Source organism: Acidisoma sp. L85, assembly GCF_009765865.1.
In the GTDB taxonomy this organism is placed as follows: Bacteria; Pseudomonadota; Alphaproteobacteria; order Acetobacterales; family Acetobacteraceae; genus Acidisoma.
The window spans coordinates 18,093-29,845 of sequence record NZ_LMUQ01000005.1 but is presented as its reverse complement, the minus strand read 5'-3'; the positions used below and the strand labels follow the sequence as shown (position 1 = coordinate 29,845).

General features: G+C 66.3%; 11 protein-coding genes. 4 read left to right on the top strand and 7 right to left on the bottom strand.

Features of this window, described 5'->3' with window-relative positions:
* The first annotated feature begins 10 nt into the window (after positions 1 to 10).
* A complete protein-coding gene (locus GSQ83_RS00445; protein WP_158800759.1) occupies positions 11 to 751 on the top strand; it encodes a phosphoadenylyl-sulfate reductase in 741 nt (246 codons plus the stop codon).
* A gap of 142 nt (positions 752 to 893) precedes the next feature.
* Positions 894 to 1,511, top strand: coding sequence for a hypothetical protein (locus tag GSQ83_RS00440; protein ID WP_158800758.1), 618 nt, complete (start codon positions 894 to 896; stop codon positions 1,509 to 1,511).
* Between the two features lie 120 nt (positions 1,512 to 1,631).
* Here GSQ83_RS00440 and GSQ83_RS00435 read toward each other — a convergent pair whose 3' ends face one another.
* The 4 genes from GSQ83_RS00435 to GSQ83_RS00420 all read right to left on the bottom strand — a co-directional run bounded on the left by GSQ83_RS00435 (position 1,632) and on the right by GSQ83_RS00420 (position 5,796).
* On the bottom strand, positions 1,632 to 2,240 hold the full coding sequence (locus GSQ83_RS00435) for a hypothetical protein (protein ID WP_158800757.1): 609 nt from the start codon (positions 2,238 to 2,240) through the stop codon (positions 1,632 to 1,634).
* Between the two features lie 264 nt (positions 2,241 to 2,504).
* Positions 2,505 to 3,434, bottom strand: a complete 930-nt coding sequence (locus GSQ83_RS00430) for an alpha/beta hydrolase fold domain-containing protein (RefSeq protein ID WP_158800756.1) — start codon at positions 3,432 to 3,434, stop codon at positions 2,505 to 2,507.
* Entirely contained in the window at positions 3,431 to 4,888 is a 1,458-nt protein-coding gene (locus GSQ83_RS00425; protein ID WP_158800755.1) for a carnitine 3-dehydrogenase, read from the bottom strand. Before GSQ83_RS00425 ends, GSQ83_RS00430 begins: the two co-directional genes overlap by 4 nt.
* Positions 4,885 to 5,796: a 3-keto-5-aminohexanoate cleavage protein gene (locus GSQ83_RS00420; RefSeq protein ID WP_158800754.1), complete on the bottom strand. Its 912-nt coding sequence runs from the start codon at positions 5,794 to 5,796 to the stop codon at positions 4,885 to 4,887. Before GSQ83_RS00420 ends, GSQ83_RS00425 begins: the two co-directional genes overlap by 4 nt.
* Positions 5,797 to 5,907: 111 nt before the next feature.
* Here GSQ83_RS00420 and GSQ83_RS00415 point away from each other — a divergent pair, with 111 nt between their 5' ends.
* Positions 5,908 to 6,957: a GlxA family transcriptional regulator gene (locus GSQ83_RS00415; protein WP_158800753.1), complete on the top strand. Its 1,050-nt coding sequence runs from the start codon at positions 5,908 to 5,910 to the stop codon at positions 6,955 to 6,957.
* Between the two features lie 6 nt (positions 6,958 to 6,963).
* On the top strand, positions 6,964 to 7,968 hold the full coding sequence (locus GSQ83_RS00410) for a Gfo/Idh/MocA family protein (protein WP_158800752.1): 1,005 nt from the start codon (positions 6,964 to 6,966) through the stop codon (positions 7,966 to 7,968).
* A gap of 157 nt (positions 7,969 to 8,125) precedes the next feature.
* Here GSQ83_RS00410 and GSQ83_RS00405 read toward each other — a convergent pair whose 3' ends face one another.
* From GSQ83_RS00405 to GSQ83_RS00395, 3 genes are read right to left on the bottom strand one after another with little or no spacing between them, the layout of a single operon-like run.
* Complete coding sequence (locus GSQ83_RS00405) at positions 8,126 to 9,895, bottom strand: ABC transporter ATP-binding protein (RefSeq protein WP_158800750.1); 1,770 nt, start codon at positions 9,893 to 9,895, stop codon at positions 8,126 to 8,128.
* The gene (locus GSQ83_RS00400) at positions 9,892 to 10,770 is read right to left on the bottom strand and encodes an ABC transporter permease (RefSeq protein ID WP_158800748.1); all 879 of its coding nucleotides are present in this window, start codon (positions 10,768 to 10,770) and stop codon (positions 9,892 to 9,894) included. Before GSQ83_RS00400 ends, GSQ83_RS00405 begins: the two co-directional genes overlap by 4 nt.
* Positions 10,767 to 11,720 carry an ABC transporter permease gene (locus GSQ83_RS00395; protein WP_158800747.1) on the bottom strand — a complete coding sequence of 318 codons (954 nt, stop codon included), beginning with the start codon at positions 11,718 to 11,720 and terminating at the stop codon, positions 10,767 to 10,769. The genes GSQ83_RS00400 and GSQ83_RS00395 overlap by 4 nt, the downstream gene beginning before the upstream one ends.
* Positions 11,721 to 11,753 lie beyond the last annotated feature (33 nt).

Here is an 11,753-nt window from a genome sequence, read left to right as displayed (position 1 = left end):
CTTCCTCCTCATGTCCTCCGCACTCGCAACGCTCCAGACGAACGGCCAAACCTCGGACGATGAGTTGGCGCGTGCCTTGGCCTGTATCGATGAGACGGATGCGACGGCGGTGCTGTGCCTCGCGATGACCCAGCTTTTCGCGGGCTCAATCGCGCTTGTTTCTTCTTTCGGAACCGAATCGGCTGTGCTGCTGGACCTCGCGGCGGAGATCGATCGCGCGACTCCCGTAGTCTTCCTGGACACCGGGAAGCTCTTTCCCGAGACCCTCGCCTATCGGGACGCGCTGATCGACCGACTAGGTTTGACGGATGTTCGGATCGTCACGCCGGCCTCACTGCAGATCGCGACGCATGATGCGAATGGCGCGCTGTGGCGTCAGAACGCGGATCGTTGCTGCACGCTGCGGAAGACCTTGCCGCTGCAGGCGGTGCTCGGCGGCTTCTCTGCCTGGATTACGGGCCGCAAGCGGTTCCAGGCCAAGGGCCGTGGCGCTTTGCAGGTGTTCGAGCGCGAGCCTTCAGGGCGCGTCAAGGTCAACCCGCTGGCGCATTGGACCGAGCAGCGGATCGCCAGGCATTTTGCGTCCCGGGATTTGCCGCGTCATCCGCTGGAAGCCTATGGCTTCGCCTCCATCGGCTGCGCGACCTGCACGTTGCCAGTGGCGCCCGGCGCGGATCGCCGTTCAGGACGCTGGCCCGGCACGGCCAAGACGGAATGCGGCATCCATCAGGCGCTGCCGGCGCAGGGTTGAAATAGCCTTATCGGCGACCGGGCGGATATTCCGTGAGCCGATCGTCCCGCGAGCCGCTAAAGTCGCGCTCGCTCGAGGGCGTGTTAGGATAGGCCGAAGCTTTTGGGTGGGGACGCCCCGCCCTTAAGGAGGAGCCAACGATATGAAGCCGCCCACCGAATATATTCACGGCCATTACGTCATCCGGACGATGATCCAAGGCAAGATGTTCAAGGCGCGCGCCCTGCTGGATGGCCGGGTGATCCGAAAAGCGAATGATCACTTTGTCGAGGTCGAGGGGCGGACGCTTGAGGCGACGGTTGCCGCGATGCAGGCGGCGCTCGATCAGCGCGATGCGGAGCGCGAGGCCGGCCGGCTGCAATCGGTGCCTGAGGAGGAGCGGTATGCCGCGGCGTTCCGCCTGCTCCAGGAGAAAATAACACCGAGGCATTGGCTGATGCTGAACGGCTGGTACGACGCAGACGACCGCATCATGACCATGAAGCAGATCGCGAAGGTCGCGGGCTATTCGTCGTATTCCATGGCGAGCAAGATGATGGGCTCGTTGGGGAAGGAACTCGCCACCGAGTTCAATTACCAGCCTGGGCTGCGGGCGGATGGTTCCGAGATTTGGACAATGGCGCTTGCGACTGGCGTCGATACCACGGAGCAGGAGGATGACAAGCACTGGCGCTGGATGATGCGTCCGGAAGTCGCTGCCTGTGTGCTGAAGCACAAACGGATAAGCCCAGTCGTGGCTTCAGGTAATCCGGTGATTTGAGATTTTTCCAGTAGCGCCCAACAAAAACGGAGCGCTCGTGTTGAGCGCTCCGTCTTGTGCTCTTAACCTCGCGGCAACGCCAGATTTCGATTGGCGCTGCCGGTATCGTCTTGGTTGACGTTACGCGGCTAGGTAAGCCGGACGCTCCTGCGGCGAAACCTGCTCGTTACGGGCGAGGTAAGCCGGGCGCTGCTGGGGCGAAACCTGCTCGTTGCGGGCGAGGTAGGCCGGACGCTGCTGGGGCGAGACCTGCTCGTTGCGAGCAAGGTAGGCCGGACGCTGCTGGGGCGAGACCTGCTCGTTGCGAGCAAGGTAGGCCGGGCGCTGCTGGGGCGAAACCTGCTCGTTGCGGGCGAGGTAGGCCGGACGCTGCTGGGGCGAGACCTGCTCGTTGCGGGCGAGGTAAGCCGGGCGCTGCTGCGGCGAGACCTGCTCGTTGCGGGCGAGGTAAGCCGGGCGCTGCTGCGGCGAGACCTGCTCGTTGCGAGCAAGGTAGGACGGGCGCTGATTGGGTAGCACCGTCTCGTTGCGCGAGAGATATGCCGGGCGCTGCTGGGGCGAGACCTGCTCGTTACGGGCGAGGTATGAGGGGCGCTGGTTCGGCAGAACCGTCTCATTCCGGGCCTGCTGGGCGACGCCCTGGTGCTGGATCGGCTGGGTAGCTGCTACGGCGGCGCCCGTCATGCCAAGGCTGACTGCGGCGACGGCGGCCATCAAAAAGTTTTTCATATCGAGTCTCCGTTTAGTCGATGGCCGGCGTCACGTGGCGCCAGACCAGATGGCCGTGTCTTTTTCGCGATCACCATCCTGTTGATGTGTAACTAGCGCTTGGTGCGCCGCAACATAACGCCTGACGTTTTCATAGAATTCATGCCTCGATCACATCAATAACGGTTTCGTGAGGGGTATTCCGTATTTTGGCTTATTAATCGCATAGCTGTGCCGCAGCCTATGCGTGCATAGCAGTCGCTCCCTCACGGCGCGGTAGATCTCTTATGCGCAGAGCGAGTGCAATGCTGCCGCGATCTCAGAAAAGTTCCGTTTAATTCGCGCGCTGCTGTGACGGCCGCGCAAATGACCGTGGACGAGGCCGATGCCTGGGTCGAGGGTCGCGGCCCCCCCGGCCGCCCTGAGGGCGGCTGCGTAATCAGCCGCGTCCTCCGCCAGCGGATCGATATCGGCGGCGAAGATTGCCGCTGGCGGCAGGCCCGCGAAGTCTTTCGCGGCAAGGGGGGCGAGTTCGGCGTCCTTGGTGTCAGAGGCGTCTTGCCCGGTATAGAGGCGCCGGTAGACCAGGATGTCCGAGGCCCGCAGCATCGGGACGTCGGCGCGCCAAGTTCCCTCGGCGCGGCCGGCTTTCGGATGGAGGCCTGGGTAGATCAGAACCTGGCCGACTGGCAGCGGCAGCCCCTTGCGGCGGAGCCGGAGGCAGAGGGCGGCGGCGAGGTTGCCGCCCGCGCTGTCTCCGGCGACCACGATGCGCTGTGCGGTGGAGTGGAGCGAAAGGTAGGCGGCTTCCGCATCGTCGAGCGCGGCGGGGTAAAGGTGTTCGGGCGCCAGCCGGTAATCTAGGGCGACCAATTCATGCTCCGACGCGGCGGCGAGTTCGGCGCAGACGCCATCATGGCTGTGCAAACCGCCAACCACGAAGCCACCGCCGTGGAAATAGAGCACCAACCGGCCTCTTGGCGCGGATGGCGGACGGTAGCGGCGGATGGGCAGTGTGCGGGCGGGGTCGGTTGCGCTCAGGGTTTCGTCGGTGACGACAAGGCCAGGCGGGCGAGGCCGGTCGAACGCCGCGCACATGCGGTCATAGATCGTGCGGTTTTCGGCGGGCGACGCTTCGTTGGCGCTGGCCGGGTAGAAAGACTCGGACTTGGCGATGAAGGCGCGAACCTCGTCGTCCAGATCGGCGAGGCTCATCGCGGCGCGCCGATCGCGCGGCCAGCCTCCGCGGGCCATTCCAGGACCCGGTCGGCGGACGCGAGAGCTTCCACGCGCGCGGCGACGGCGGAATCCGCGCTGCACGCGCGACGGGCGTTGGTGTCCACGTGCAACAGCATCATCTCGCCAGTCGCGAGTAGCCGGTTGTCGCCGGCGTGGTGCAGCCGGTGGAAGAGGCGCAGGCGCTTCTCGTCGGCGGCGAGAATCTGCGTGGTCACGAAGAAGCCTTCGTCCTGCTTCATCTCGTCGCGATGGATGACGTGGGATTCCACCGTGTAATAGCTGAAACCGCGCGCGAGCATCGCCTCATCCATGCCGATGTCACTCAGCATGATGTCCGTCGCTTCGCTGAAAACTTGCGAATAGCGGCTGTCGTTCATGTGGCCGTTGTAGTCGATCCATTCGGCGGGAACCGTGCCCGCGTGCCAACGGCGTGGCGACGCTGTGGCGGTGCCGGATCGCAGACCGCGCTCGAAGGCCGCGAGCGTCTGACCGGCACCGAAATCTTGCTTGCGCAGCGCTTGCAAGATGCCGATGAGGCAGTCGTCGCGCTTTGCCTCCATCTCGCGAAAGCCTCTGCCGGCGGCTTGTTCGTTGGATTGTTGGTCCAGCGTGTCGAGCAATTCCTCGGTTAGCTCCGGCACGTCCATGAGCTTCGTCCAGGGCAGTTTCAGCGTCGGGCCAAACTGGGCCATGAAATGGCGCATCCCGGCTTCGCCGCCCGCGAGGCGGTAGATCTGGAACGTGCCCATGAAGGCCCAGCGCAGGCCGGCACCGAAGCGGATCGCATCATCCACCTCCGAGACGGTGGCGACGCCGTCATTCACGAGCCACAGCGCCTCGCGCCACAGGGCTTCGAGCAGGCGATCGGCAATGAAGCCGTCGATCTCCTTGCGGACATGCAGCGGATGCATCCCGAGGCTCGCGAAGAAGGTCCGGGCGCGTTCGATGGTTTCCGGCGCGGTCTTCTCGCCACCGCAAAGCTCGACCAGCGGCAGGAGATAAACCGGGTTAAAGGGGTGTGCGACGAGGAAGCGCTCGGGATGCGTCATCTCGGCGGAGATGCGGGTCGGCAGCAGGCCGGAGGTCGAGGAGCAGATGAGCGCGTCCGGCTTTGCGTGACGGTCGATCTCCGCGAGGATCTTCTGCTTGATGCTTTCAACCTCGGGCGCGCTTTCTTGAATCAGATCGGCGGAGGCGACGGCTTCCGCCAGCGTCGGCGCAAAACTCAACCGGCCCCGCGCGGGCAACGGCAGTGGCGTCAGCTTGCGCAGCGCGCGTTCGGCAAGGCCGATCATTTCGCGCAGCCGCCGTTCTGCTTCGGGATGCGGGTCGAAGACGGATACATCGTGGCCGGCGAGCAGGAAGCGCGCCGCCCAGCCGCCGCCGATGACGCCGCCGCCGACAATAGCGCAGTGCTTCACGCCGCTCACGCCGCGCGACCCCGATGATCGCGCTTTTGCAGCTTGAGCTTCGCGCGGACCTCCGCCGGGGTCAGGACGCGGGCGCCCATCGCCTGGATGATGGTGACGGCCCGCTCGACAAGCTGCGCATTCGTCGCGGGCACGCCGCGGTTGAGCCAGATATTGTCCTCGAGTCCGACTCGGATATTGCCGCCGGCGAGCAGCGCCATGGCGGCGAAAGGCAGTTGCATGCGGCCGATCGAGAAGCCGGAGAAGATCGCGCCGGCGGGCAGGTTGTTCACCATTGCCATGACGGTCTGCGGATCATCAGGCGCGCCATAGGGGATGCCCATGCAAAGCTGGATCATCACGGGATCATCGATGAGGCCCTCGCGGATGAGTTGCTTGCACAGCACGAGGTGGCCGGTATCGAAAACCTCGATCTCAGGACGCACGCCGAGCGCCTGCACGCGCTTCGCCATGGCGCGCAGCATGCCGGGCGTATTGGTCATCACGTAGTCCCCCTCGGCGAAGTTCATCGAGCCGCAATCAAGGGTGCAGATCTCCGGGAGCAGCGCGGTGACATGGGCGAGCCGTTCCTCGGCGCCAACCAGATCCGTCGAGCGCATATCGAGCGGCAGCGGCGCATCGACGCCGCCCAGCACCAGGTCGCCGCCCATGCCCGCGGTGAGGTTGATGACGACATCGACATCAGAGGCGCGGATGCGGTCAACCACCTCGGCGTAAAGCGCCACGTCGCGCGAGCCTTTGCCGGTCTTCGGGTCGCGAACGTGGATATGGGCGATGGCGGCACCCGCGCGCGCCGCTTCGATGGAGGCGGCGGCGATCTCGGCGGGGGTTACCGGGACATGCGGGTTCTTCTCGGTCGAGGCACCGACGCCGGTGACGGCGCAGGTGATGAAAGCGTCCCAGATCATGGCGTGCTCCGGCGGTGGATGCGGTGGCGGAAGGGTGGTCGCTCAGCGGGCGGGGTGCTATACGTTTCGCGAAGGTGACGATACGTTCTTGGTCGAGGGAGAGGCCCACCATTGCCTGCCGCGCCCTATTCCGTTTCGCGCCGGACGAGTCTTCCCGGAGCGCCGAGCTGCCTCGATGTTCTGGTGCTGCATCAGTTCTCCATGATGTCGCTGGCCGCTACCATCGAGCCCTTGCGGGCGGCCAATCGCGTCTCGGGCCAGGAACTGTATCGCTGGCGCCTCGTCTCGCTTGGCGGCGACCTGCCGGCGAGCAGCTCCGGCGTAACGGTTGGCGTGGCGGGGGCGTTCGCGCCGGCGGAGGTGCGGGATGGCCTTTTCGTTGTTGCCGCCTTCGATGCACTGGCGATCGGGCGGAGCCTGGCGTCCGATCTGCGCGCCGTCGCGCGGCGCGGGTTGTCTATCGCGGGGATCGAGGCCGGTGCTTGGGTGCTCGGCCGAGCCGGGCTGCTGGATGGCTATCGCGCCACGACGCATTGGGAGGATTTGGAGGAGTTCGCCGCCACCTTCCCCAAGGTCGAGGTCGTCAGCGACCGTTTCGTGATGGATCGCACGCGCTGGACGGCGGGCGGCGCGGCCCCGGCACTGGACATGATGCTCGCGATGATCAGCGCGGAGCATGGACTGCCACTGGCGCTGAATGTCGCGAGCATCTTCATCTATGAGCAGGCGCAGGCTTCCTCGGCGCCACAGCCGATCGTGTCGCTTGGGCGGCTCGCGGCGGCGGATCCGGCGCTGGCCTCGGTGATCGGCGTCATGCAGCGCAATCTGGAGGAGCCGGTGCCGGTGCCGCGATTGGCGGCGGGGGCTGGGTTGCTGACGCGCACGCTGCAGACGCGGTTCCGCGCGCAGCTCGGCATGTCGCCGCACGCCTATTATCTCGATCTGCGGCTAGCGGCGGCCAAGCGCATGTTGCAGCATAGCGGTCACAACGTGGCGGAGGTCGCGAGCGCCTATGGCTTCGGCTCGGCCTCGGCTTTCGCGCGAGCCTTCCGCGCGCGCTTCGGGATGAGCCCGGTGGAGGCGCGGGAGCAGGGCGGCGGGTCCTGGGCCTTGCGGCCCGCGACGGTGCCGCCGGCTTCGCGTGGATCAGATAGGGAATAGGAAACGATGGCCGACACAGTGAATTGGGGCGTGCTGAGCACGGCCAAGATCGGACGCGAGCATGTCATCCCGGCGATGCAGAAAGGAAAGATCAGCCGCATCACGGCCATTGCGTCCCGCGATCAGGCTTCCGCCGATCGCGTGGCGAAGGAGCTTGGCATTCCGCGCGCCTATGGCAGCTACGAGGCGCTGCTGGCCGATCCGGAAATCGATGCGATCTACAATCCGCTGCCCAATCATCTGCATGTGCCCTGGACGCTTCGCGCTTTGGAAGCCGGCAAACATGTGCTGTGCGAGAAGCCCATCGCGCTGAATGCGGAGGAGGCGACGACGCTGATCGGCGCGCGGGACCGTGCGGGCCTGATCGTGGCCGAGGCTTTCATGGTGCGGCATGCGCCGTGGTGGCAGCGGGTTCGGGCGCTGGTGCATGAGGGACGGCTCGGCGAGGTTCGCGCGATCCAGACATTCTTCAGCTACTATCTCGATGATCCACAGAACATCCGCAATCTGCCGGAGATCGGCGGCGGCGGGTTGATGGATATCGGCTGCTACGCCATCTCGACCGCGCGGTTTGTTTTCGGCGCGGAGCCGCTGCGGGTCGCCGGGTTGATCGAGCGCGATCCCGAGATGGGCACCGACCAGCTGACCAGCGCGGTTGTCGCGTTTCCGAAGGGTCACCTGACGTTCACGTGCTCGACGCGGCTCGCGCCGCATCAGCGGGTGACGATTGTTGGCACGAAGGCGCGGCTGGAGGTGCTCATTCCGTTCAACGCGCCGTTCGACGAGGCTTGCCGCATCGTGATCGATGACGGCGCGGCGCTGAACGGATCCGGCGCGGTGGTCGAGAGTTTCGCTCTCGCGAACCAGTATACGCTGCAAGGTGATGCGTTTTCGGCGGCGATATTGGGCCGGGCACCGTTGGAGTTTCCGCTTGAGGATGCGGTGGCGAATATGAGGGTGATCGATGCGGTGTTCCGCGCGGCGGGCAGCGGGGAGTGGGTGGCGGTTTAGGTTCTGGTTCAGCCAAACCCGTTTTCCCGTCATGGCACGCGAAGGCGTGCCATCCACGCCTTAACTTTGGCGAAACGTCCCGGCCACTAAAAGGCGTGGATGGCATGCCTTCGCATGCCACGACGAGTAGGGGGCATCTGCCTCCGCGCCGATCGTCCTAAGCCGCCGCTCCCAATCCCGGCGTATCCGACAGCAGCGCTCGCGTGTAGTCATCGGCCGGGGCGCGGAAGATCGCCTCGGTTTCGCGCAGTTCCACAATGCGGCCCTGGTTCATCACCGCCACGCGATCCGCGAAGCTGCGGACCAGAGTGAGATTGTGGGTCACGAAGAGCATCGCGAGGTTCATCTCGGTCCGCAGTTCCGACAGCAGCGCCATCACCGCCGCCTGCACCGAAACATCGAGCGCGGAAGTCACTTCGTCGCAGATCAGCAGCCGGGGTTCGGCGGCGAGCGCACGGGCGATCGCGACCCGCTGGCGTTCACCGCCGCTGAGCTGGTCCGGATAACGGTCCAGCAGCCGTGCATGCAGCGAAACGCGGTCGAGTTCGCGCACCACGCGGCCGCGCGCCGCCTCCGCGCCGAGATCCGCGAAAAGCCGTAACGGGCGAGCGATGATCTCGCCCACCGTGCGGCGCGGGTTCAGCGAGGCGTAGGGGTTTTGGAAAATGTATTGGATGCGCTGCCGCTGCGCCGCCGGGCGCTGCCGGATGCCAGGCGGCAAGACCGCGCCGCTGAGCGTCATTGTGCCCGAGACCTCGCGATGTAGTCCCGCGATACCGCGCGCCAAAGTGGTCTTGCCGCTGCCCGATTGACCGACCAGCGCGAGGCATTCGCCCGCGCCGATGTCGAAGGCGATGTCGTGCAGCACTTGTGCTTCGCCGTACGCGGCATTGACCGCGCGCAGGCTAAGAACGGGCTCTTTCGGCGCGGCGGGGAGCGTGTGCTGGCGCGCGAGCGGCGCCTCGGGTTCCGGCTGTTCCTGATGCCAGCAGCGCGCCATATGGGTGGCGGAAATCTCGGTCTCGAGCGGGAAGACGTCGCAGAGGTCGGTGGCGAGGTCGCAGCGCGGCTTGAAGAAGCAGCCCTCCGGCCGATGGCCGGGTCCGGGCGCGTGGCCGGGAATGCCGACGAGCTGATGACGCCCCTCCGGGTCCGGCATCGCCTGGAGCAGGCGGCGCGTATAGGGGTGGCGCGGTGCCGCGAAAACCTCTGCCGCCGTGCCGGCCTCGACCAGACGGCCGGCATACATCACCGCCACGCGCTGCGCGAGTTCGGCCACCACCGCGAGATCGTGGCTGACATAAAGCGCGGCGACGCCGTGGCGGGCGCAGAGTTCGCGGACCGTGCGCAGGACATGCGCCTGGGTCGTCACATCCAACCCGGTGGTCGGCTCGTCGAGTACGATCAGCCTGGGACGGCAGGCGAAGGCCATGGCGATGGCGAGGCGCTGCTGCTGGCCGCCCGAAACCTGATGCGGATAGCGGCGGCGAAAGTCCGGCGTGTCGGGCAGCGCCACGTCACGCAGCAACTCCCCCATGCGGTCTTCGCGCGCGGCGGCGTTCAGTTGCGGGAGATGGACGCTCAGCATTTCGTCGAGCTGTTCGCCCAGGCGCATCGCCGGGTTCAGCGCCGTCCCAGGATCCTGCGGGATATAGGCGACCAGGCTGCCGCGTAGGGCGCGGAGTTCGGCGGGCGGCGTGCCGATAATCCCTTGCGGCCCGACCGAAACCTCGCCGCCGGCGATGCGCGCGCCGCGCCGGCAATGGCCAAGAAGGGCGAGGCCGATCGTCGTCTTGCCGGAACCGCTCTCGCCGACCAGGCCGAGCACTTCGCCGGGGGTGATGGTGAAGCTGACCTCATCGACGATGTCATGGCCGCGCGCGGCGACCTCGACCCGCAAGGCGGAGACGCGGACTTCTTCGGTCATGGTGCGCTGCGGCCGATGCCGATGGCGGCGCGGGCGATGCCGTCCGTGATCAGGTTCATGCCGATGGTGAGCACGGCGATGGCGGCGACCGGGAGCACCACGGGCCAGGGCTGGATGACGACTCCGATGCGGTTCTCGTTGATCATCAGCCCCCAATCTGCGGCCGGCGGTTGCAGGCCGAAGCCGAGGAAGCTGACGCCCGCGATCAGCCCGATCGAATAGGTCAGCCGCAAGCCGAACTCGACCAGCAGCGGCGAGGACATGTTCGGCAGGATCTCGACCAGCAGCAGATGCGTGCGGCTTTCGCCCAGCACTTCGGCGGCGCGCACGAAATCACGTTCCACCACCTCGGCGGCGGCGGCACGTGCGACACGGGCGACACGCGGCAGATGGCCGAGTGCGACGGTCAGCACGATCAGCCAAAGCCGCGGGCCGAAACCCGCCACCAGCAGCAGCACGAGGACGATCTGCGGGAAAGCGAGGAGGATATCCATGATCCGCATCAGCAGCTCATCGACCTTGCCGCCCGCATAGGCGGCGACGAGGCCGGTGAGAACGCCGCCGACCAGGCCGATGACGGTGGCGAGCAGGGACAGAACCAGGATGGCGCGCCCGCCGCAGAGGAAACGGCTGAGCACGTCCCGCCCGAGGTAATCGGCACCCAGCGGCGCCGCGTGGCTCGGATGCGAATAGGGGAGGGCGACGAAGGCATTGGGCGGATGCGGCGCGATCCAAGGACCGACGATGGCGATCAGCACGACCAGCGCGACCGTCGCGATGCCGATGCGGGTCCGGGTCAGCCGGCAGGCGTCACGCAGCAACGCGAAACGGCGGCGCGCGGGCGGGGCGGCGGCGATCGTCGCGGTGGCGCTCATCGCAGCGAAGTCCGCAGACGCGGCGTCAGCAGGATGGTCGCGATATCGGCGACGAGGTTGAGCAGCACATAGACCGCGCCGACCAGCAGCGTGAGCGCCTGCACCACCGGCAGGTCTCGGTTGGAGACGGCGTCCACCAATGCCTGGCCGATGCCGGGGTAGTGGAACACCACCTCCACCACCACGATGCCGCCGGCCAGCCAGGCGAGCTGCAGCGCCGTCACCTGGACGAAGGGCACGATGGCATTGGGCAGCGCGTGACGCAGGATGACACGGCCGGGCGGCATGCCTTTCAGCCGCGCCATCTGAATGTATTCGCTCTCCATCACCTCGATCATCGAGGCGCGCATGATGCGGCTCATATAGGGAATGACAGCGAGGTTGAGGGTGAGCACCGGCAGCACCGTCTGCCCGAGCTGTCGCCACAGCGGCACGCTGTCATCCAGCATGGCGACGGCGGGCAGCAGATGCGTGACATTGGTTGCCAGCAGCACGATCAGCGCGATGCCGATGACGAATTCCGGCACCGCCGCCAGAATCAGCGTGATGGCGGACAGCGCATGATCGACCAAGCCGTCCCGCCACACCGCCGAGACGACGCCGATGGCGAGCGATAGCGGGATCGCGAAGATCGCCGAGACCACGACGAGGAAAGCGGAGTTGACGACACGCGGCGCGATCAGTGTCGCGACCGGGCTTTCGGATGCGAGCGATTCACCGAAATTGCCGTGCAGGATGCCGCCGATCCAGGTGGTGTATTGGCTGAGCAGCGGCTGGTTGAGATGCAGCGCGCTGCGCAGCGCGGCAAGCCGCTCGGGTGTCGCGGTCTTGCCGAGGATTGCCTGCGCGGCATCACCCGGCAGCGCCTGCGTTCCCGCGAAGACGAGAATGGAAACGCAGATCAGGGTGACGATGCCGAGGCCGAAGCGGCGCAGCAGAACGCGGATCATCGGCCACGGCGCCGGGACATCAATGCGACGCGC

Bases quoted from the DNA above. Each gene is read 5' to 3' on its own strand.
- GSQ83_RS00445 (WP_158800759.1), top strand. From the start codon at position 11: ATGTCCTCCGCACTCGCAACGCTCCAGACGAACGGCCAAACCTCGGAC.
- GSQ83_RS00405 (WP_158800750.1), bottom strand. From the start codon at position 9,895: ATGACCGAAGAAGTCCGCGTCTCCGCCTTGCGGGTCGAGGTCGCCGCG.
- GSQ83_RS00410 (WP_158800752.1), top strand. From the start codon at position 6,964: ATGGCCGACACAGTGAATTGGGGCGTGCTGAGCACGGCCAAGATCGGA.
- GSQ83_RS00400 (WP_158800748.1), bottom strand. From the start codon at position 10,770: ATGAGCGCCACCGCGACGATCGCCGCCGCCCCGCCCGCGCGCCGCCGT.
- GSQ83_RS00395 (WP_158800747.1), bottom strand. From the start codon at position 11,720: ATGATCCGCGTTCTGCTGCGCCGCTTCGGCCTCGGCATCGTCACCCTG.
- GSQ83_RS00440 (WP_158800758.1), top strand. From the start codon at position 894: ATGAAGCCGCCCACCGAATATATTCACGGCCATTACGTCATCCGGACG.
- GSQ83_RS00430 (WP_158800756.1), bottom strand. From the start codon at position 3,434: ATGAGCCTCGCCGATCTGGACGACGAGGTTCGCGCCTTCATCGCCAAG.
- GSQ83_RS00420 (WP_158800754.1), bottom strand. From the start codon at position 5,796: ATGATCTGGGACGCTTTCATCACCTGCGCCGTCACCGGCGTCGGTGCC.
- GSQ83_RS00435 (WP_158800757.1), bottom strand. From the start codon at position 2,240: ATGAAAAACTTTTTGATGGCCGCCGTCGCCGCAGTCAGCCTTGGCATG.